18 protein-coding genes are annotated in these 21,554 nt (G+C 67.0%); 4 read left to right on the top strand and 14 right to left on the bottom strand.

Annotated elements, in window-relative coordinates; genetic code table 11:
- The first annotated feature begins 142 nt into the window (after positions 1 to 142).
- On the top strand, positions 143 to 2,047 hold the full coding sequence (locus NOF55_RS14390; RefSeq protein WP_306412079.1) for a methyl-accepting chemotaxis protein: 1,905 nt from the start codon (positions 143 to 145) through the stop codon (positions 2,045 to 2,047).
- A 108-nt stretch (positions 2,048 to 2,155) separates the two neighbouring features.
- Here the strand turns inward: NOF55_RS14390 and NOF55_RS14385 are convergent, their stop codons facing one another.
- The 6 genes from NOF55_RS14385 to NOF55_RS14360 form a co-directional block, all read right to left on the bottom strand.
- Positions 2,156 to 3,988, bottom strand: coding sequence for an ABC transporter ATP-binding protein (locus tag NOF55_RS14385; RefSeq protein WP_306412078.1), 1,833 nt, complete (start codon positions 3,986 to 3,988; stop codon positions 2,156 to 2,158).
- A 1-nt stretch (position 3,989) separates the two neighbouring features.
- On the bottom strand, positions 3,990 to 4,850 hold the full coding sequence (locus tag NOF55_RS14380; RefSeq protein ID WP_306412077.1) for an ABC transporter permease: 861 nt from the start codon (positions 4,848 to 4,850) through the stop codon (positions 3,990 to 3,992).
- Positions 4,847 to 5,788 (bottom strand): ABC transporter permease, encoded by a 942-nt coding sequence (locus NOF55_RS14375; protein ID WP_306412222.1) that lies wholly within the window; start codon positions 5,786 to 5,788, stop codon positions 4,847 to 4,849. The genes NOF55_RS14380 and NOF55_RS14375 overlap by 4 nt, the downstream gene beginning before the upstream one ends.
- A gap of 18 nt (positions 5,789 to 5,806) precedes the next feature.
- A complete protein-coding gene (locus NOF55_RS14370; RefSeq protein ID WP_306412076.1) occupies positions 5,807 to 7,324 on the bottom strand; it encodes an ABC transporter substrate-binding protein in 1,518 nt (505 codons plus the stop codon).
- A 92-nt stretch (positions 7,325 to 7,416) separates the two neighbouring features.
- Complete coding sequence (locus tag NOF55_RS14365; protein ID WP_306412075.1) at positions 7,417 to 8,898, bottom strand: M81 family metallopeptidase; 1,482 nt, start codon at positions 8,896 to 8,898, stop codon at positions 7,417 to 7,419.
- Between the two features lie 572 nt (positions 8,899 to 9,470).
- Positions 9,471 to 10,559: a D-TA family PLP-dependent enzyme gene (locus NOF55_RS14360; RefSeq protein ID WP_306412074.1), complete on the bottom strand. Its 1,089-nt coding sequence runs from the start codon at positions 10,557 to 10,559 to the stop codon at positions 9,471 to 9,473.
- A 187-nt stretch (positions 10,560 to 10,746) separates the two neighbouring features.
- Between NOF55_RS14360 and NOF55_RS14355 the strand changes: the two genes are divergently transcribed.
- Positions 10,747 to 11,610 (top strand): MurR/RpiR family transcriptional regulator, encoded by an 864-nt coding sequence (locus tag NOF55_RS14355; protein ID WP_306412073.1) that lies wholly within the window; start codon positions 10,747 to 10,749, stop codon positions 11,608 to 11,610.
- 15 nt (positions 11,611 to 11,625) lie between these two features.
- On the opposite strand, the gene NOF55_RS14350 is transcribed toward NOF55_RS14355, so the two are convergent.
- From NOF55_RS14350 to NOF55_RS14315, 8 genes are all read right to left on the bottom strand, one after another.
- Positions 11,626 to 12,021, bottom strand: a complete 396-nt coding sequence (locus NOF55_RS14350) for a RidA family protein (RefSeq protein ID WP_306412072.1) — start codon at positions 12,019 to 12,021, stop codon at positions 11,626 to 11,628.
- Between the two features lie 259 nt (positions 12,022 to 12,280).
- Positions 12,281 to 12,694, bottom strand: coding sequence for a PRC-barrel domain-containing protein (locus NOF55_RS14345; protein WP_306412071.1), 414 nt, complete (start codon positions 12,692 to 12,694; stop codon positions 12,281 to 12,283).
- 203 nt (positions 12,695 to 12,897) lie between these two features.
- A complete protein-coding gene (locus NOF55_RS14340; protein ID WP_306412070.1) occupies positions 12,898 to 13,815 on the bottom strand; it encodes a sugar kinase in 918 nt (305 codons plus the stop codon).
- 82 nt (positions 13,816 to 13,897) lie between these two features.
- Positions 13,898 to 14,800, bottom strand: coding sequence for an SMP-30/gluconolactonase/LRE family protein (locus NOF55_RS14335; protein ID WP_306412069.1), 903 nt, complete (start codon positions 14,798 to 14,800; stop codon positions 13,898 to 13,900).
- Positions 14,801 to 14,815: 15 nt separating this feature from the next.
- Positions 14,816 to 15,766, bottom strand: coding sequence for an ABC transporter permease (locus NOF55_RS14330; protein WP_306412068.1), 951 nt, complete (start codon positions 15,764 to 15,766; stop codon positions 14,816 to 14,818).
- Between the two features lie 9 nt (positions 15,767 to 15,775).
- Positions 15,776 to 16,705 carry an ABC transporter permease gene (locus NOF55_RS14325; protein ID WP_306412067.1) on the bottom strand — a complete coding sequence of 310 codons (930 nt, stop codon included), beginning with the start codon at positions 16,703 to 16,705 and terminating at the stop codon, positions 15,776 to 15,778.
- Positions 16,702 to 18,168: an ATP-binding cassette domain-containing protein gene (locus tag NOF55_RS14320; protein WP_306412066.1), complete on the bottom strand. Its 1,467-nt coding sequence runs from the start codon at positions 18,166 to 18,168 to the stop codon at positions 16,702 to 16,704. Before NOF55_RS14320 ends, NOF55_RS14325 begins: the two co-directional genes overlap by 4 nt.
- Before the next feature lie 83 nt (positions 18,169 to 18,251).
- The gene (locus NOF55_RS14315) at positions 18,252 to 19,271 is read right to left on the bottom strand and encodes an ABC transporter substrate-binding protein (protein ID WP_306412065.1); all 1,020 of its coding nucleotides are present in this window, start codon (positions 19,269 to 19,271) and stop codon (positions 18,252 to 18,254) included.
- A gap of 278 nt (positions 19,272 to 19,549) precedes the next feature.
- Between NOF55_RS14315 and NOF55_RS14310 the strand changes: the two genes are divergently transcribed.
- Positions 19,550 to 20,764 (top strand): sensor histidine kinase, encoded by a 1,215-nt coding sequence (locus tag NOF55_RS14310; RefSeq protein WP_306412064.1) that lies wholly within the window; start codon positions 19,550 to 19,552, stop codon positions 20,762 to 20,764.
- Positions 20,765 to 20,804: 40 nt separating this feature from the next.
- Positions 20,805 to 21,545: a response regulator transcription factor gene (locus NOF55_RS14305; protein WP_306412221.1), complete on the top strand. Its 741-nt coding sequence runs from the start codon at positions 20,805 to 20,807 to the stop codon at positions 21,543 to 21,545.
- Positions 21,546 to 21,554: the final 9 nt, after the last annotated feature.

The following is a 21,554-nucleotide window of genomic DNA, read 5'->3' as shown; positions in this document are numbered from 1 at the left end:
CCCCACCCCCCGCAAACAGGCCGATTCAGGAAATATCAACACTCGCGACCGATAGTTTCAGGCAATGGCCGGGAATGAAATTCGGGCCGGACGGGCGGCAGGGGCGAAATGGACTCGCCCGCAGGCCCTCACGGAACCGGTCATGAATATTTCCAATCTGTCTATTCTGAAGAAAATCAGTCTTCTGGTCGTTCTGATGGGCGTCTCCGCCGCCGTCATCGCCGCGACGGGATCGCAAGGGTTGCTGTCACTCGGCGCCGCGCTGAAGGATACCGGCGCGCGCGAGGAAGTGGCGCGCGAGGCGATGGACCTGCGGGTCGACATCATCGCGATCAGCCGCATGACCTACCAGCTGGCGCTGGCGCCGGAAAAGGCGGCCGATTTCGCCGCCGAGACCGAACGGCGCGCCGAAGAAATGCTCGACCGCCTGCCGAAGATCGCCTCGACGGCGGATGTCAACGAACAGCGCATGCTCGGCAACATCCGCGGCGCGCTCGACGCCTATTTCAACCAGATCCGCTCGATGGTCGAGGTCGCGGGCACCGCCGCCGGCCGCGACCTTTCGGTGATGCGCATCGAGCTTGCCAAGGCGCTCGACGCGCAGAAGACGGTCACGGACACGGTGAAGGACTATTCGACCTATTCGGCGGAAACGCTGTCGGCCTCGCGCACGGCGGCGATTTCCCGATCGGGCACGACGCAGATCGTCCTGCTCGCCACCGCCCTCTTCTGCATCGTCGCCGGCGTCGCGGCAAGCTTCGTGCTGGCCCGCAGGGGCATCGTCAATCCGATCCGCTCGCTCACGGAAATCATGTCGGGCATGGCATCGGGCAACCGCGTGGCCTCCATTCCCGGCACCGCCCGCAAGGACGAGATCGGCGAAATGGCACGCGCCCTCGAGGTGTTCCGCGCCAACGAGGCGCAGATGCGCGAAATGGAAGCGCAGGAAGCCGCCCTCCACGCCCAGAGCAGGGACCTCCAGTCCTCGATCAGCGCCATCGTGGCCGCAGCGGCGGCGGGCGATTTCTCGCAGCGCATCGACAAGAGCTACGACGACGCCGACCTCCAGCGCTTCGCCGGCGGCATCAACGAGCTGGTGGCCAATGTCGACAGGGGCATCAACGAGGTCCGGCGCGTGATCGCGGCGCTGGCCGAGGCCGACCTGACCCAGGAGATGCACGGCCGCTTCCAGGGCGCCTTCGCCGAGCTTCAGACCAACGTCAACGGCACGATGGAAACGCTGCGCCACACCATGCAGGGCATTCTTTCCGTCGCCGGCACCATCACCGACAATTCCGGCGAGCTGTCGTCGTCGGCCAACCAGCTTTCGCGCCGCACCGAGCAGCAGGCGGCAGCGCTGGAGGAGACCGCCGCCGCGCTCGACGAGATCACCGCCACGGTGAAGACCTCGACGGAACGGGCGCGCGAGGCCTCCGGCATGGTCCACCAGACCAAGGAAAGCGCCGGGAAGTCGGGCGACATCGTTCGCGACGCCATCGACGCCATGAGCCGCATCGAGCAGTCCTCGCAGAAGATCAGCCAGATCATCTCGGTCATCGACGAGATCGCCTTCCAGACCAACCTTCTGGCGCTCAACGCCGGCGTCGAGGCGGCGCGCGCCGGCGATGCCGGCCGCGGCTTCGCGGTCGTCGCGCAGGAAGTGCGCGAACTCGCCCAGCGCTCCGCCAATGCGGCGAAGGAGATCAAGGCGCTGATCAACACCTCGGCCGGCGAGGTCAAGGGTGGCGTGACGCTGGTTCTGTCGACCGGCGAGGCGTTGAAGGAAATCGAAAGCCTGGTCAACCGCGTCAACGACCATGTGGCGATGATCGCGCAGGCGGCGCAGGAGCAGGCGGTCGCGCTCGGCGAAATCAACAGCTCGGTCAACCACATGGACCAGATGACCCAGCAGAACGCCGCGATGGTGGAGGAAACCACCGCCTCCAGCCAGGTGCTGGCCGGCGAGGCCCGCCAGCTTCAGGTCGAACTGTCGAAGTTCCGGCTGGACAACGCCGCAGGCTATGCCCCGGTCGGCCAGGCCGCCTGACCGCTTCTTCCCCGGAGGTTCAAACGCTCCGGGGAACGCTTTTGCCCGTCTTTTCTGGAGCAATTCCGGACGGAAGACCGCTTCACACTTTTCCTGGAATTGCCCTGCTCAGGCCGACAAGGCCACCGGCCCGGCGGCCTCCGCGTCCTGAACGAAATGGCCCGGCGAGACCTCGCGCCACGTCCGCTTCGGCGGCACGTAGTCGTAGGGGCGGACCGGGCTTTTGATTTCCTCGTTCAGCGGCGGGTTCATCATGCCGCGCCGCGTCGGATCGGGGATCGGCACCGCCGAGATCAGCCGGCGGGTATAGGGGTGCTGCGGGCTGTCGAAGATCGCCGCGCGCGGGCCGATCTCGACGATCTCGCCGAGATACATGACGGCGACGCGGTGGCTCATGCGTTCCACCACCGCCATGTCGTGGCTGATGAAGAGATAGGCGAGGCCGCGCTTTTCCTGAAGATCGAGCAGCAGGTTGGAAACCTGCGCCTTCACCGACACGTCGAGCGCGGAAACGGCCTCGTCGGCGACGATGAACATCGGGTCGAGCGCCAGGGCGCGGGCGATGGAGATGCGCTGGCGCTGGCCGCCGGAAAACTCGTGCGGATGGCGGTCGGCCATCGCCGGCGACAGGCCGACCTGTTCCAGAAGCCCGGCCACGCGCTCCTTCGCCTCGCGCCGGTTGGCCAGCCCGTGGGCGAGCATCGGCTCCGCGATGGCCGAACCGATGGTGATACGCGGATTGAGCGAGGCGAACGGGTCCTGGAAGATCATCTGCGAGGTGCGGCGCATGGCGCGCAGGTCGCGCGCGCCGGCCCGCGTCACATCTTTTCCACCGATGACGATGGCGCCCTCGCTCGGGTCGACCAGCCGCAGGATGGCGCGGCCCGTCGTCGACTTGCCGCAGCCGGATTCGCCGACCAGCGACAGGGTTTCGCCGGGCCGGAGGTCGAAGGACACGCCCTCGACGGCATGGACGCGGCCGGTCGGCAGGTCGAAGCGCACGGCAAGGTTCTCGACCTTGAGGATCGGCGCGGCGGCGGCGGAAACCGGGCGCGTCTCGCGGCCCTCGGACGCCTCGCCGGTCGTCGCGTCGACTTCGGGAAAGCGGCGCGGCGCCTGCGCGGCGCCCATCGTGCCGAGACGCGGGATGGAAGCGAGCAGCGCCTTCGTATAGGGAGCCTTCGGCGCAGCGAAGATCTCCGGCGTCGGGCCGGTCTCGATCATGTCGCCGCGGAACATGACGACCGTGCGGTCGGCCACTTCCGCCACCACGCCCATGTCGTGGGTGATGAAGAGCACGCCCATGTTCTCCTCGCGCTGCAATTCGCGCAGCAGATGGAGGATTTCGGCCTGGATCGTCACATCGAGCGCGGTCGTCGGCTCGTCGGCGATCAGAAGCCGCGGTCGGCAGGCGAGCGCCATCGCGATCATCACGCGCTGGCGCATGCCGCCGGAGAACTTGTGCGGATATTCGTGCAGCCGCGCCTTCGCCGCCGGAATGCGCACCCGCTCCATCAGCCTCAGCGCCTCGGCCTCGGCCGCCTTCCACGACAGGCCGCGATGCAGCACCAGCGCCTCGGCGATCTGGTTGCCAATGGTGAAGACCGGGTTGAGCGAGGTCATCGGCTCCTGGAAGATCATGCCGATGGAGCCGCCGCGCACGGCGCGCATCTCCGCCTCGCTGGCGGCGAGCAGGTCCCTGCCCTCGAGCAGGATGCGCCCTTCGACGCGCGCGCGGCCCGCCGGCAGCAGCCGCATGGTGGAGAGCGCGGTGACGCTCTTGCCGGAGCCGGATTCGCCGACGATGGCGACCGTCTCGCCGGCATCCACATGCAGGCTGATATCGCGGATGACGGCCTTCCAGCCTTCCGGGGTCTTGAAGGAGGTCGTCAGGTTCTCGACCGAAAGGACCGGCCGGCTTGCGGGTGTCGTTTCGCTCATGTCAGCTTTCCTTGGCAAGGCGCGGATCGACGAGATCGCGCAGGCCGTCGCCCAGCAATTGCAGCGACAGCACGGAGAAGACGATGGCAAGGCCCGGAAACACCATCAGCCAGGGGGCGTTGTTCATGTATTCCCGGCCCGAGGCGAGCATCGTGCCCCAGGTCGGCATGTCGGTGGAGACGCCGACGCCGAGGAAGGAGAGGCTCGCTTCGGCCAGCATGGCGGAGGCGAAGACGAAGGTGGCCTGCACGAGGATGGGAGAGGCGAGATTGAGCAGGACGTGACGCAACAGGATCTGCCATGTCGGCAGCCCCATCGCCACCGCCGCCTCGACATAGGGCAGTTCGCGCAGCACCAGCGTCGAGCCGCGCACGATGCGGGCAAGCCGCGGCGCATAGGTGATGCCGAGCGCCAGGATGACGGTGACGAGCGACGGGCCGAGCGCGGCGACCAGCGCGATGGCGAGCAGGATGTCGGGAAAGGACATCATGGCGTCGAGCAGGCGCGAGATCGGCGCATCGAGCCGGCGGAAGAAGCCGGCGGCGACGCCGAGGATCACGCCCAGAACCGTCGAGATGCAGACCACGCCGAGACTGACGAGCAGCGAGATCCGCCCCGCGAAGATCGCGCGGGAGAAGATGTCGCGGCCGAACTCGTCCGTGCCGAAGAAGTGCGCCAGCGACGGCTCCTTCAGCTTGTTGACGATCGACAGCCGGTTCGGCGCATAGGGCGCGACCCAGGGCGCGAGCAGCGCGGCGAGGACCACGACGAGAAGGATGACCGCCCCGAACAGGATGGCGCGGTTGCCGAACAGCCGGCGCAGGCCGGAGGCGAACGGCATGGAGAAGGAGGCGATCGTCATTGGCGCACCCGCGGATCGACGAGGATGTAGAGCATGTCCACGATGAAGTTGATGAGCACGTAGATCGCGGCGACGACCAGCAGCGCGCCCTGGATGACGGGATAGTCGCGCCGCAGCACGGCGGAGACCACCAGATTGCCGACGCCCGGCAGGCCGAACACCGTTTCCGTCACCACCGCGCCGGCGACCAGCATGGCGACCGAAAGGCCGATGACGGTGATGATTGGGATCAGCGCGTTCTTCAGCGCGTGCTTGAGGATCACGCGGCCCTCGCCCGCCCCCTTGGCGCGGGCGGTGCGCACGTAGTCGTCGCCCAGCACGTCGAGCATGGCGGCGCGGGTGAAGCGGGTGATCAGCGCCGAATTGACCGTTCCCAGCGCAATCGCCGGCAGGACGAGATGGTGCAGCCGTTCAAGAAATGGCGTATCCGGCCCGCCGTAGCCCGAGGCCGGGAACCAGCCCTGCCCGACCGCGAAGAACTGGATGAGCAGCAGGCCGAGCCAGAAGCTCGGCACGCTCGCCGCCACCATCGTCAAGGTGACGACGACCTGGTCGAAGACCGTGCCGCGCCGGACCGCCGACAGGATGCCGACGGGCAGCGCGATGGCGACCGCGATCAGGATGGAGAACAGCGTCAGGAAGAAGGTCGGCTCCGCCCGCGCGGCGAGCGCCTGCGTCACCGGCTGGTTGAGGAAGATCGACTGGCCGAGATCGCCCTTGAGGATGCCGAGGACGAACTGGACATATTGCGTGATCAGGGGGGCGTCGAGCCCCATGCGGCTGCGCAGTTGCGCGATGTCTTCCGGCGTGGCGTCCGACCCCAGCATGACGGCGGCCGGATCGCCGGGCGTCACCCGGACGATGATGAAAACGACCGTCACGACGAGGGCGAGCACGATCGCCATGCCTCCAAGCCGTTGCAGCAGCGCCCGGGTGATCCTTGCCATGATGATCCCTTACTTCTTCGGGGTGACGTTCCAGAAATGCGGCCAGTAGGTGGGCGTGTAGTCGGAAATGCCCGCCGCGACGCCCGTCACCGCATTGAAGTTGCCGACCTTGTAGAGCGGCGCATCGTCGTAGATGACCGTCTGGATGCCGTCCCATGCCGTCTTCTTGGCCTCGTCGGTCGTCGCATCCATGTATGCGGCAACGGCGGCGGCCTTCGCATCCGAAACATACCAGCCCGGATAGCTGTCGGTAATGGTGTTGATCGTCGTCGGATCGCCGGGGAAGTTGGAGTGGGTGATGAAGATGTCCCATTCCTTCGAGTCGGCGCGCCGCGTCGTCAGCGTCGCCCAGTCCACCACCTGGAGATCGACCTTGAAGCCGGCGGCCTCCAGATAGGCCTTGGCCACCTCGCCGATCTTGTAGTGGAACTCGTACTGGCGGCTGGTCATCAGGCGCAGCGGCGTACCGTCGTAACCGCCTTCCTCCAGCAGCTTCGCGGCGGCTTCTGGGTCGCCCTCGCCGTAGCGCTCGATGCCGGCCTCGGTGTGCCAGAAGGAGCCCTGCGGGAAGATCGAGCCGTCGACGCTGAAGAACCGGTCGTCGGAGAAGGCGGCCAGCATCATGTCGTTCGGGTTGAGCGCCACCTGAACGGCCTGGCGGAGTTCCTTCTTCACCAGAAGGCCTTCCTTCATGTTCATGTTGAGCGAGGCCCAGCCGGTGTTCTCGTAGATCACCGGCTTCGCGTTGCCGCTCTGCTCGACGCGCTCATAGGCGCTGACCGGCAGCGAGTCGGCGAAATCGAACTGGCCGGAGATCAGGCCCTCGACGCGGGTATTGGCGTCCGGCACCGGAACGAAGCGGATTTCCTTCGCGATCGCCACGCGCTTGCCGGCATAGTTGCTCGGCTCTCCCTCGGGCGAGACGTAGTCGTCGAAGCGGACGAGCTGTGTGTACTGGTCGGGCCGGCGCTCCTTCAGGGCATAGGGACCCGTGCCGACGAACTCGGTCAGCGTGTCGGCCACCTTTTCCGAGGGGATGATGATGGAGGCCTGCGACAGCGTGGCGAGCAGCGGCGCGTAACGCGACTTCAGCTTGATGACCACGGCATGGTCGCCGTCTTCCGTCAGGCTTTCGACGATATCCGCCACCTGCTTGCCCTTGGAGTTGACGTCCATCCAGCGGGTGAGCGAGGCGACGACGTCCTTCGCGTCGAAATCGCTGCCGTCGTGGAACTTCACGCCCTCGCGCAGCGGAATGCGGTAGGTCAGGCCGTCCTCGGACATTTCCGGCATGCCGGCGGCCAGCAGCGGAACGGACTTCCACTCCGCGTCATAGGTGTAGAGCGTTTCGAAAATGTGCTGGTCGATGGTCAGCACGATATCGGTCGGCGTCTGCATCGCGTCGAGCGTCGGCGGTTCGCCGATGGTGGCGACCGTCAGGATCCCGTCCGTCGTGCCCTGCGCGATCGCCAGGCTGCTCGTGCCGGCGAGTGCCGCCAGCGTCATCAGAACGAATGCACTTTTCATCTCAATCCCCTTTTCGTTGTCGGCAATCCCTGTCGGGTGCGCCGGTTCTGTCGAAGCGTCGGTCGGCGGCCGGCTCCCGTCCGGCCGCCGGCTCAGGTTTCAAGGCCCAGCGGATCGGCAACGCGCGGCCAAAGCTTCAGGCTCGCCTTGCGGTAAGGCGTCGTTGCGGGGTCCGTGGGATAGGAGGTCGGCGCGGCGATGTAGACGATTTCCGAGGAAACCGGCTGGAAGCCCGCATGGAAATGGTTGGTCGACTTCACCAGCAGGTAGGATTTCCGCGTGAAGTCCACGCCCTGGTTGGAGAAGATGTCCGGCTCGTAGGTCTGGGTGCGGCTGGTGATCAGCACGATGTCCGTCCGCGTGCCCGCGGGACGCACCACGGCGGTGCGACCGAGGGTGACGCGGCTGTTGCGGAAGCTCTGCCAGCCGGCATCGAAGACGCGCTGCACCGTGACGCGCAGGTCGAGCGGCTCGCCGCCCTGCGGGCCGGACTTGCCGCCGATCCGCAGGTCGAGTTCCGCCCCCTCGCCCGCCGCATGGCAGAAGGAAACGGCGATCGGGTCCCAGATCGTCGCCACCGCGATGTCGTCGAGGCCGCGCTCCAGCATGCGGCGCAGGATGTGGGTCGCATCGCCCGCGACGCCGCCGCCCGGATTGTCCCAGACATCGGCGATCACCACCGGAACGAAGGGATGGGCGGCGCGGACCTCGACGGCTCGGTCGAGCCCCGCCTCGGTGTCGAACATCGGCATGGCCGTCTGCTTGCGCAGGCCGTAAAGCTCGCGGCCGAGCGCTGCGGCCAGCGCGTCGCCCTTGTCCCTGTCGTTGTCGGTCACGACGACGATGCGCGTGCCCATGTCCGGCAGGTCGCCGGCCATGAAGCCGTGGATGACGGAGATGGAGAGGATGCCGTCCTTGCCTTCCATCGCCTTGAGGCGGTCGACGAAGGAGCGCATCGGCTCGCGGCTCGTCGGGAAAATGGTGATCATCCGGCAGTCGAAGGTCGAGATTACCGGCCTGATCTCGCCGCGCAGCGCCTTCAGCGCCAGATCGACGACATGCTCGCCGCGCTGCTCGAAATCGGTGTGGGGGAATTCTAGGAAGGCGGCCATCAGGTCGAGACTTGCAACGCGCAGCGCCGTCAGGTGGCTGTGCGGATCGAACTCCGCGGCAATCAGCACGTCCGGGCCGACCATCGCGCGGACCCGCGACAGGAGGTCGCCTTCCGGATCGTCGTAGCCCTGGGCGGCCATCGCCCCGTGCAGGCCGAGGACGACGCCGTCGACCGGCAGCGCGTCCTTCAGTTCGGCCAGGATGCGGTCGCGCAGCGTCTCGTAGGTCTGGCGCTGGATGAGGCCGGCGGGCTCGGCCCAGCACGAGGTGCCCTCGATCACCGTGAAACCCTCCTCCCGGCCGCGCCGGCGCAGGATCGGCACCACCGAGGAGCACAGCGTCGGCGCATCCGGATGCTCGCCCGGCCCGGCATAGAACGCCGCCTTGAAGGCGTGCATGTCCGTCGGAACGGGAGAGAACGTGTTGGTTTCCGTCGCCAGCGAGGCCGTGAAGATGCGCATGTCGAAATGATCCGATGAGTTCCGGCCCGGGGGCCGCCAGTCTGGCAATGTCTGGCGATGTCCGGCGCGTGCCGCCGGCTCACCGCCGCCTGCGGACACGGTTCCGCCGTCCCGAAAACCGCCTGCGGCGGCTTCGCGGGTCAGGGATAGCGGTTTCCGCCCGTCCGAATGATTGTTTCCCGTTGTTCAGTTCACCCGTTTCACTGTTCGATCAGTGTAATTTATTTTCTTAATAATGCGCCAAAAACCATCGAAGTCAACATTTCTTCCTAAGTCGTCCTCTATTTGTGTAATTTATTTTCTCAACTGCTCTTTTCGATGAAAATTTTCACGGTCGCCGCCGCACCCGCGCGGCAGCCGACAGAGGTGACGAAGACGATTCGTTTTTTGAGATCAAACCGTTCCGGGCAAAGCCGGCGGCGGAAACGGGCCGGAACGGACGGCGCGGCGCGGAGGCCGGATGAAAATACGTCCCGGAAAAAGGCGTCCGTTTTCGTGCATCGCGGGCCACGCGCCGGGTTTCGGGGGCCTGCCCCGGCCCGGCGCGCGAAAAATTTACGGAAGCGGAGGTCTCACCAGACCGTTCCGCGGGCGTCGACGGTCTCGACGCGGGTGACGATCCCGTCGCGGTGGAAGACCATGCGGTCGAACAGGTTGGTGACGACGCAGGTGTGATTGGGCACTACCTTGACCATCGCGCCGATGCCCGGGAACCCCGCTGCGCAGCCGCCGAGATCGACCACGGCATGTTCCTCCGACAGCGAGACGATCCGCGCGCCCTCGTATCCCTCGATCGCGCCGTAATCGGTGAAGCCGAGCAGGTCCGAGGTCAGCGCCTTCGAGCCGCAATCGAGCACGGCGCGGTCCGGCGCCGGCCGCGAGACGACGGTCGCGAGGATGTGCATGGCGAGATCGTCCGCCGTGCAGTGGCCGGCCCGCACCATGCTGCGATCGTTGTAGACATAGGTGCCGGCGCGGTGCTCGGTGGCCGAGGGCACGAGATGGGCGGAGAAGAGGTCCGGCGAGCCGCCGTTGGAGCGCACCGGGCAGTCGATGCCCTGTTCCGCAAGCAGCGCCATCGTGCCGACGATGAACGCCTCGACTTCGGCCGCGCCGCCGGCCGCCGGATAGGTGAGCAGGCCGGCGAAGCGCAGGCCGGGGGCCGCCGCGATCCGCTGCGCCAGCGCGGCGGCGGCGTCCGGCGTCTGCACGCCGCAGCGCCGGCCGCCCGTATCGCATTCGACCAGCACGGTCAGCGGCCTGTCCGCATCGAAGGTCGCGTCGAGCCCGTTCACGGTCGTTTCGCTGTCGGCCACCACCGAAAGCTTCGGCACGCGCCCGTTCAGCGCCTTCAGCCGCGCCAGCTTCGCCGCGCCGAGAATATTGTAGGTGATGAGGATGTCGTCGAAGCCGGCAGCGGCGAAGACTTCCGCCTCCGTCACCTTCTGGCAATTGATGCCGATCGCGCCCGCCTCGACCTGCCGGTGGGCGATGGCGGCGATCTTGTGCGTCTTGATGTGCGGGCGGAACGCCTTGCCGTGGCTGTCGAGATAATCCTGGGCCCTGGCGATGTTGGCGGCCAGCCTGTCCTCGTCGATGACGGGCATGGGCGTTGCGACCTGGTCGAGCGGCGTGCCGATGTCCGGCCACGGATAGTTCATGATGACACCTCTGCTTGGGGGAAGACCTCACGCCCGGAGAAGGACGCGCTGTTCTTTATTTTCGCCCGGATGGCTGCTTCCGTTGATGCTTGGCTGCATTATGGTATGAAAACACATTCGAGAGAAATTCATTTTCATGGGCCGGCGGCGGTTTCGCCCGCGCCCCCGATTTTCGAAGGGAAGACCGATGGATCTCTTTCACGCCCTTTCCGACGAAGACGGCAGGCTTTCCGGGCTTGAGAAGAAGCTCGCCCGGCTGGTGCTGGAAGACGTGGATTTCGTCGTCAACTCCTCGATCATCGATCTGGCCGGCCGCGCCGGCGTCTCGCCGCCGACCGTAACCCGCTTCTGCCGGCGGCTGGGATGCCAGGGCTATTCCGATTTCAAGGTGCAGCTTGCCCGGATGACCTATGTCGGCCTGCGCTACCTGAAGCCGGAAGCGCCGACCGCGACGCCGGCCGAAGTCGCCGGCGACATCGTCACCAAGGCCCAGAACGCCCTCTTCCAGCTTCACCGCCAGCTCGATCTCGCGGTGCTCGAAAAGGCCGCCCACCTGCTGCGCGGCGCGGACTTCATCCAGGCCTTCGGCGCCAGCGGCAATTCGGCGATGATCGTCAACGAGCTGCACAACCGGCTCTTTCGCCTCGGATGCCGCATCAACGCCTCCAACGACCACAACATGAATCTGATGCTTTCGGCGGCGGCGCAGCCCGGCACGGTGGTGTTCGGCTCGTCCTTCACCGGCCGAGACCTCGGCCTCGTCCATTGCCTCGACCTTCTCAGACAGCGCGCCATACCGACCATCGTCATCACCCAGAGCCAGTCGCCGGTGGCCGACGCCGCGGATGTAGTGATCGCCGTCGACCTGCCGGAAGGCAAGAACATCTTCCGGCCCACCTCGACGCGCTACGCCTATCTCGGGGCCATCGACATCCTCGCCAACCTCGTCGCCTATGCCGACCGCAACACGGCGCTGAAGGCGCTGCGCAGCATCAAGGAGGAACTGGTGCGCAACCGCGACGGCGACGACCGCCAGCTCCTCGGCGACTAACCGCGCCGGACAGGCTCAGGCGAGCGGCTTGTAGGCGATCACGTCCATCTCGACCTTGACGTCCACCATCATCGGCGACTGCACGGTGGAGCGGGCCGGCGGATGATCGATGAAATGCTTCTGGAACACGGCGTTGAAGCTGGAGAAATCGCGGGCGTCGTCCAGCCACACATTCACCTTCACCACGTCGGCCAGCGTGCAATCGGCCAGCGCCAGCACGTCCCTGATATTGGCGATCACCTGTTCGGTCTGGGCGACGATGTTGCCGACGATCACCTCGCCGTCCACCGTCGGCACCTGGCCGGACACATAGACGAAATCGCCGGCGCGCACGGCCTTGGCAAAGGGGCGGCGCTGGCCGCCGGCCTGGGCATCCGCAACGTCGAAACGGATCAGTTTCTTCTCGGTCATCACGATATCCGTAAATAATTTTCACAATACAGGAGGAAATGCCATTCATACCGGCATCCGCAGCGAAAATCCACGCGCCTTCTGAAATTAATTTATGTTCGTTCATAAAATCAACCCGAACGCAAAAGCCCTCCGCGCGGCACGCGGAGGGCTTCGATCCATTGCCGAACCATCGCCTCCGTCACGCCCGGGCCAAGCCCAAGCATGACGAAAGGGAGGGGGCGCACACGTATCAGCGATGCGGTTCGCCGGGCGCCGGTTACATCCAGTACGGCGGAACGCCGTAATAGTCGTAGACACGGCGGCCATTTTCACGGCTCCACTCGTAGTCGTCGCCGTCATGGTATTTCGGCGCGCTTTCCACCTGCTCGCGCGTCAGGTCGGTACGATAGCCGCCGAGGCGCTCGTCATAGCTCAGCTTGGCCCACGGAATCGGATAGTGGTCCTCGCCGATGCCGAGGAAGCCGCCGAAGCTCATCACGGCATAGGACACGCGGCCGGAGCGCTTTTCGATGATCACGCGCTCGATCGAGCCGATCTGCTTATCGTCGCGGCCGTAGACGCGCGTGCCCTCGACCTTGTCGCTGGCAATGAGATCGTGGGTTTCCTTCACGCTGGGGTCGCGCAGGGCGTTGTCGCGAAAGGTCGTCGTGCTGGTGTCCTGATAGGTCATGATCTTACTCCTCTGTGTTGATCACAGGAGGGTAACGGGTGCCCCGCCTATCGGTTCCGGGAAAAATTTCGGCGATTTCGGGGCAATGCGCGGCGCTTTGTTCCCGGAGTCCGTCAGGTTCATTCTGAACCAGGGCGACTCCAGGATTCTTTTTTACGTTTGTCTTTCCGGAAAAACCGGTTCCCGCTTTTTCCTGACAAACTCTAGCGCTCCACCGCGTCCATCGGCATCAGCGCGCCGCGGTTCATGATGACCTGCGCCGACACCGAATGGCCGCGCGCGACCGCCGCGCCGAGTTCCGCACCCTCGGCGATCGCCGCGAGAAAGCCGCCGTTGAAGCTGTCGCCGGCCCCGGTCGTGTCGACGGGCCGGACCTTCTCGAAACCGTCGAACCGCAGGAAACCTTGCTCGCCCAGCACGACCATCGGCCCGCCGCCGTTCTTGACGACCACGGTTCCGCCGCCGGCGCTATGGTAGCGTTCGGCGCAGGCCTCCAGCGAGGCGTCGCCGAACGACGCCGCCTCGTCGTCATAGCTCGGCAGGACGATGGCGGCCGTGCCGGCGGCCCGCAGGATGGCGCCCTTCATCGCCTGCGGGCTTTCCCACAGGCTCGGGCGGATATTGGTGTCGAACACGGTCAGCTTCCCCGCCCCGCGCGCCGCCTGCACGCAGTCGAGGAACACGTCGCGGCGCTCCGGCGCCAGGATCGCCAGCGTGATCGCCGAGAAATAGACGATGTCCGCCGCGGCGAAGGCCTCCTCCAGCGCCGCGCGGTCGTCGGCCAGAAGCTTCGCCGCGGAGCGCTCGCGCCAATAGGTGAAGCTGCGCTCGCCATCGGCGATCTCGATGAGATAAAGGCCCGGCTGGCGCACCGGATCGGCCGAGACGAACCGGGTGTCGAGGCCGTTTTCCGCGAAGAAGGCCTTCATCCGCGCCGAATAGGGATCGGCTCCCAGCCGGGTGAAATAGGCGACGTCCCAGCGCTCGCGCGGCAGGCAGGCCCGCGCGTACCAGGCGGTGTTCAGCGTGTCGCCGGCAAAGCCGAGGCGGAAATCGCCATTGGCCTGCGTCGCCATTTCCAGCATGCATTCGCCGGCCGACAGAAACAGTTTGCGGCGCATTGGTCCTCCTCCGGAAAATCGCTTCGGCGCCGACTTTGCATCCTTCCCGGCAAAGCACAATCCGTCCGGCGGCTTTCCGGCCTCAAATCCCGCAGGCATTCACATAAATGGAATAGAGCGAGCGGGTCGCCGTGATGAACAGCCGGTTCCTGCGCGGGCCGCCGAAGGCGAGGTTCGCCACCGTCTGCGGCACGAGGATCTTGCCGAGGCGCGTGCCGTCCGGCGCGAAGCAATGCACGCCGTCGCCTGCGCTGGTCCACAGGTTGCCGGCGGTGTCGAGCCTGAAGCCGTCCGGCAGGCCGGCGTCGAGGCGGCAGAACACCGCGCCGCCGGAAAGCCTGCCGCTTTCCGCCACGTCGAAGACGCGGATGACCGGTTCGGCCGAGGGATCGTGGCTCATGGCGGAATCGGCGACGTAGAGCCGCGTCTCGTCCGGCGAGAAGGCGAGGCCGTTCGGCTGGCCGAAATCGCTCACCACGGCAGCGAGTTCGCCGGTTGCGGGATCGAGGCGGAAGACGTTGCGGTGGGGCTGTTCGGGTTCGGCGGTGTAGCCTTCGTAGTCGGAAATGATGCCGTAGGTCGGGTCGGTGAACCAGATCGTGCCGTCGGACTTCACCACCACGTCGTTGGGCGAATTGAGCCGCCGGCCCTCGAAGCGGTCGGCGAGCGTGGTGATCGAGCCGTCGGGCTCGGTGCGGACCACCCGCCGCCCGCCATGCTCGCAGGAGATCAGCCGGCCCTCGCGGTCGCGGGTGTTGCCGTTCACGAAGCCGGAGGGCTCGCGGAAGACCGAAACGCCCTGCCCGGGCACCCAGCGCAGCATGCGCTGCTCGGGAATGTCGCTGAAGACCAGCAGGTTGTGATCCGCGAACCACACCGGCCCCTCGGCCCAGCGGCATCCGCAATGGAGTTCCTCCAGCCCGGCGCTCGCGATGAGCAGGCGGCTGAAGCGGGGATCGTCGATCTGGTAGATGGAATTGCGCATGGCCTGCTGCCCTGTTTAGCGGACGCCGCCGGCAGGGCGGCTGGCCGCGACGATGACGGCGATGATGATGAGGCCGGTCAGCATCAGGCGGACGCCCGCGCCGAAGCCGTAGGTGTTCAGCATCGAGACGACGAGGAACATGAAGAGCGAGGCGCCCCATATGCCCGGCACGTTGGAATTGCCGCCGGCGACCGCCGAGCCGCCGATCACCACCACGGCGATCGACATCAGCAGGTATTCGGCACCCATGTTGAGCGCCGCGCCGCCGGAAAAGCTGGCGAGCAGGTAGCCGCAGACCGCGGCCAGCACCGCGCACAGCACATAGGTGACGAAGCGCGTGCCGTCGACCGGGATGCCGGCCATGCGGGCGGCGAAGGGGCTCTGGCCGATGGCCGAGATCCAGCGGCCGTAGATCGCCCGCTCGAGCAGCCACCAGACGGCGACGGACAGAGCAAGCCCGACGAGCGCGACGTTCGGCACGCCGAAGGTGGTGCCCGTGGCGAAGGCGGCGAGCGCATCCGGCGGCTTGATGCGCAGGCCCCGGTTCGACCAGATGGCCAGCGACTGCACGAGGAAGCTCATGGAGAGCGTCGCGATGATCGGCGGAATGCGCAGCAGCTTGATCAGGCCGAAATTGGCGGCGCCGACGGCAAGGCCGACGCCGATGGCGACGCCGAGCCCCGGCAGGATCATCGACCCCTCGCTGCCCATGAATTTCAGCGCCAGCGTGCCGGACAGCGTGATGGTCGCCGGCACCGAGAGATCGACATTGCCGGGGCCGAGCGTGATGACCAGCATCTGGCCGAGCCCGACCATGACCGAAAAGGCCGCGAAGGTGAGCGTCGCCTGGCCGAGGCCGACGGTGCTCGCCCCGCCGGTGAAGAGAACGGTGGTGGTGAAGGTCGCGACGGCGGCCAGCCAGGACCAGATCCAGGCTTTGGACAGAAGCGGCTTGATGGCGTTCATGGTGTCACCTCACGCATCGCGCCGGCTGAGGATCAGGCGCAGGCCGAGCACGATGATGAGCACCGCGCCCTGCGCGCCGATCTGCCAGTCGGGCGATATCCGCAGGAAGGAAAGGAAGGAGCCGGCGAGCGTCAGCGTCAGCGCGCCGACCACGGCCCCGACGGGCGAGACGCGGCCGCCGGTGAACTCGCCGCCGCCGAGAATGACGCCCGCGATCGACAGCAGCGTGTAGCGGAGCGCGATATTCGCGTCCGCCGCGGTGGTCAGGCCGACCAGCGCCATGCCGGCGAGGACGGCGAAGATGCCGGCCAGCGCATAGGCCGCGGCCCTGATCTTCAGCACCGACCAGCCGGCGCGGGCGACCGAGCGGGAATTGCCGCCGACGCCGCGAATGGCGACGCCGAGCGTCGAGCGCATGACGACGAGGTGCGCGACCGCCGCGATGGCGATGCTGGCGACGATGGCGAAGGGCAGGAAGGGCGTCGGCGCCGTCATGAGCGAGCGCAGCCAGACCGGCGCCTGCCCGCCCGGCGAGGGCAGGATCAGCACGGCGAGCCCGCCCCAGACGAAGCTCATGCCGAGCGTGACGACGATGGAGGGCAGGTCGCGCAGATAGATGACGATGCCGATCACCGCATAGGCCGCGACGGCGGCGGCGAGGATCGCGACGGCCAGCGCCGGCGAGGACGGCATGTAGACGGCGGTGACGCAGGCCGCGAAGCTGACGAAGGTGCCGATGGACAGATCGAGGTCGTTGACCGCGACGATCATCATCTGGGCGATGGTGGCGAGCGCGATCGGCACCGCCAGGTTGAACAGCAGGTTCATGCCCATGTAGCTCATGGCGCGCGGCTGGAGCCAGAACACGGCAGCCAGCAGCAGGGCAAGCGAGACCACCGGGATCATCAGGCGGAGCGTGTTGGAGGACAGTCCCTTCATGCGGCTTCTCCCGAGAAGGAGGCGGCCAGAACGCCTTCCTCCGTGATGTCCGCGCCCTTCAGCTCGGCGACGATGGCGCCGTCGCGGAACACGTAGACGCGGTCGCACAGGCGGATTTCGTCCATCTCGGTCGAGTACCAGACGAAGGTGCGCCCGGCCTCGGCCTCGGCGCGGAGGATGGCGTAGACGTCCTGCTTGGTGCCGACGTCGACGCCGCGCATCGGATCGTCCATCAGCACGATGGAGGCCGGCGTCGCAAGGGCGCGGGCGAAGAGCACCTTCTGCTGGTTGCCGCCGGACAGCGACAGGATCGGATTGCCCATGTCGGGCGTGCGGATCGCCATCTTCGCCTTCCACGCCTCGCCCAGCGCCGCCTCGCGGCCGCGGTCGACGGCGAAGGCGCGCGACAGCGCGCCGAGATCGCCGACGGACAGGTTGCGCAGGATGCTCCACAGCGCGAAGGTGCCGTTCAGCGACCGGTCGCCGGCCACGAAGGCGATCTCCTCCGGGCGGCGCGGCAGCCAGTTGCCGGAGCGGGCGCGGTAGAGCGAAAGCAGCATGTCGGTCTGGCCGTGACCGCCGAGGCCGGCAAGCCCGACGATCTCGCCCCGGCCGGCGGTGAAGCCGAAGGCCGAACCGTTGGCGGCGGGCAGCTCGATCACCGGCGGCGCGGTGCCCGAAGGACCCCGCACCCCGGCTTCGGCCTTTTCCCTGACGACGCTGCCCATCGTCTCCACGAGACTTTTCGCCGTGAATTCGCCGACCGGCCGGCTGGTCACGACCTTGCCGTCCTTCATCACCACGATGCGGGTGGCGGTGGACAGGATTTCGCCGAGAATGTGCGAAATCAGCAGCACCGAGCCGCCGGAGGCCACGAAGCGGCGCACATGCGCCATGAGTTGCTCGGCAAGCGACGCATCCAGCGAGGAGGTCGGCTCGTCGAGAATGACCAGCTTCGGACTTTCCCCGACGTCGAGAAAGTTGATGGCGATCTCGACCATCTGCCGTTCGGCGATGGAAAGCTCGCCGACCGTGCCGGCGCAGTCGATGCGGTTGCCGGGGAAGATTTCCGCCAGCTTGGCGCGGATCAGCGCCAGCGCGCGCTTTCGCCAGCCGAAGCCGGCCAGCCCCTGGTGCATCAGCCGCGTGTTCTCGGCGACGGTGAGGTTCGGACAGAGCGACAGTTCCTGGAAGACGCAGCGCACCCCGCCCGCCCGGGCCGCGGCCACGCCGCCGCCGGCCGCGTCCGTGCCGCTGTAGGCGATGCCGCCCCGGTGCGGGGTCAGGCCGCCATTGACGACGTTGACGATGGTGGATTTTCCCGCGCCGTTATGGCCGACCAGTCCGAGCGCCTCGCCGGCGTCGATGTCGAGATCGACGCCGTCCAGCGCCGTGACCGCGCCGAAGGCGACGCGAACGCCGCGCGCCGAGACGACAGGGCGCGGCTGGGATGGAATGTTCATGGGTTCGGGTCCGTCCGATTGGGGGGTGAACGGGGAGCCGTCCGCCCGGAAAGCCGGGCGGGCGGCCTCGGCTCGCCGGAGGATCACTCGGCCTCGGCGATCACCTTTTCGGCATCGGCCTGCGAATATTCGACATTGGCGACGCCGCCCCTTTCGGTGGTCTCCAGGCTTTCCTCCAGCGTGTCCTGCCCGATGCTCAGGAACGGAACGGTCAGGTCCTTCGTGACCTCCTTGCCGTCGAGAATCTGCTGGGCGACCCAGAAGGCGAGCGTCGATACGCCCGGCGCGATGGAAACCGACATGGTTTCATAGCCGTTGGCGTCCTTCTGCTGCTTCCACCACTGAAGCTCGTCCTCGCGGTTGCCCATCACGATGATGGGCATGGGGCGCCGGGCCGCCTCGAAGGCCTGCGCCGCGCCGTAGCCGTCGCCGCCCTGCGTCACAACGCCGACGATTTCGGGCAGGCTCGGCAGGATGCCGGCCACGGCGCGCTGCGCCACGTCCTGCGCCCAGTCGCCGTTCACCGAGCCGGCGATCCTGAACTGGGGGAACTGCTGCACCCCCTCGTGGATGCCGGCCGAAATCTCGTCGTCGACGAAGACGCCGGCAAGGCCGCGGATTTCGAGCAGGTTGCCGCCGTCCGGCAGCTTGGTGGAGAGATATTCGACCTGGCTGCGGCCCATCTCCTTGAAATCGACCGCGATGCGCCAGGCGCACGGTTCGGTGACGATGCCGTCGAAGGACACGACGACGATGCCCGCGTCGCAGGCTTCCTTCACCGCGCCATTCAGCGCCGTGGGCGAGGCGGCGTTGATGACGATGGCGTCGTAGCCCTGAAGGATCATGTTCTGGATCTGCGCGGCCTGCTCCGTCGCCTGGTTCTCGGCGGTGGTGAAGGCATCGGCGGCGGCGACGACGCCGGCGCTGACCGCCTCGCCCGTCACCTTGTTCCAGCTCGTCAGCATGGCCTGGCGCCAGGAATTTCCGGCATAGTTGTTGGACAGCGCGATCTTCTTGTCCGACGTATCCGCGCTGGCGGAAAGCGGCGAGAGCGCGCAAGCGAAAACGGCGGCGGATGCCGCAAGAACGGTACGGATAGTCATGTTTCCTCCCTGATGCCGCCAATGGCGGCTTTCGCCCGGGGAGACCGCTCCTCAACGACCGCTCCCGGACCCGATGTCACACGGATTTCCCGATCCGCGGCGAAAAGGATGGCGCAAACGGCTAAAGCTGTATAGGCGAATTGGAACAGGGAACCTGCGGGTTTCCGCAGGTCATTTGCGGAAACCCGCAGGACGGACGGGGTGGGCGGAGCGCTATTGTCCGACAGGGAGCGGGTCCGCAAGGCCCGGTTGGGGAGAACGGTCAGGGAGGAAGCGCCGTGCTCGACAATTCCGCATCGCCGCTGTTCAAGCAATATCTCGCCATTGCCTGGCATCTGGCCGGCAAGCTCGATTTCAACTCGGCGATCCGCGCCGTCGCCGGGCATATAGCCCTTATCGTGCCGCATGACCACATGGATGTCTGCATCATCATGCCGGGCAGCCGTTTCCACATGGCCTACGAAAGCGGCTTCGAGACGGCGTGGAGCCGGCGCACCGAGGCGCGCATCGAACAAAGCCCGCTGCGCAGCATCCTGACCGGCGAGGTCGAGACGATGCTGACCGGCGATGCGATGGTCGATCCCGCCTTCCATTTCGAAGGCGCCTTCGTCCAGCCGATCATGGAGCACAGGCTGAGGAGCCGCGTCCACGTCGCGCTCAAGGTGCGCGGCGAGACCATCGGCGCGCTCTCCTTCTCCGACCTCAGGCCCGATATGTACAGCGCCGTCGACGTCGAGCGGGCGCGCTGGATCGCCGACCTCATCGCCCCCTATTTCTTCGCGCTGCGCGCCTCCGACGAGGCGAAGCGCGCGGCGATCGCCGAGGCCGAGACGCGGGTGCGCGCCGAGGGCCTGCGCGTCGGCGCGCTCCGGCTGACGGAGGCGCTGGAGGCCGAGCGCCAGCGCATCGGCATGGACCTGCACGACCAGACGCTGGCCGACATGACCCGCTTCGCCCGGCGGCTGGAGCGGCTTTCGCAGATGAAGACCGTGCCGGGCGACATGCTCTCCCCCCTGTTCCAGAGCCTCCAGCAATCGATGCGCGACCTGCGCCAGATCATCGAGCAGGCCCGGCCCTCGGTGCTGGAACTCTTCGGCCTCGTCGAGGCCATCGACAACCATCTCGACCGCTCGGTGCGCGACAGCGGGCTGACCATCGGCTGGCGGCTTTCCGACGAAAGCGACGGCCTGGTGGAAACCCTGCCGCAGCCGGTTCTGACCGCCCTCTTCCGCATCGCGCAGGAGGCGATCAACAATGCCGTGCGCCACGGGCAGGCCAGCCGCATCGCCGTGCGGCTCGCCCATGCCGGCGGGCGCTTCCGGATCGAGATCCGCGACGACGGCATCGGGCTCGCCCCCGGCCGCGAAACCGCCGGCAGCGGCATCGGCAACATGAAGACCCGCGCCCGGCTGATCGGCGCGCATTTCACCTGCCGCAGGCAAGGGGCGGAGACCGTCGTCGAGGTCACGCTCCCCCTGCCGAGGGAAGGATAGGACCATGCAGACACCACCGCCGGCAGGGAAGGAAGACGCCATGAAAGTGCTGATCGTGGAAGACGACCCGCTGCACCGGACCTATCTCGGCGAGGCGGTGCGCGCCGCCCTTCCCGAATGCGACATCGTGCTGGAGGCGGGCGACGGCGCGACCGGAGAGAAGCTCGCCCGCGAGCATGCCTCGGACCGCGTGGTCATGGACCTCCAGATGAGCCCGAGGAACGGCATCGAGGCGGCCCGCACCATCTGGCGCGAACGGCCCGACACCCGCATCCTCTTCTGGTCGAACTATGCCGACGAGGCGAATGTGCGCGGCATCTCCCGCATCGTTCCGGCCGGTGCCGCCTATGGCTATGTGCTGAAATCGGCCTCCGACGAGCGGCTGCGGCTGGCGCTGCGCTCGATCTTCATCGAGGACCAGTGCGTCATCGACCGCGAGGTGCGCGGCCTGCAACAGAAGAGCACCGGCGGCGCCGGCGGCTTCACCGATTCCGAATACGAGGTGCTGATCGACATCGCGCTCGGCCTCACCGACCGCACCATCGCCCGGCGGCGGAACCTGTCGCTGCGCAGCGTCCAGAACCGGCTCCAGCAGCTTTACGAGAAGCTCGGCGTCTACCAGCCGGACGACGGCGCGGGCACGCAGGCGCGCTTCAACCTGCGCTCGCGCGCCGTCACCGTGTCGCTGCTGCGCAAGCTCGTGAACCACACGGCGCTGGAACGCGCCGAGATCGAGCTGGCGCGCTGGCTCGAAAAGGACGGGCACGGACGCAGGCCCTGACGGCCGGCG

Origin of the sequence: Ectorhizobium quercum, assembly GCF_026552795.1 — a bacterium.
In the GTDB taxonomy this organism is placed as follows: Bacteria; Pseudomonadota; Alphaproteobacteria; order Rhizobiales; family Rhizobiaceae; genus Ectorhizobium; species Ectorhizobium quercum.
The sequence above is the reverse complement of the archived record's forward strand: the minus strand, read 5'-3'. Positions and strand labels throughout refer to the sequence as shown.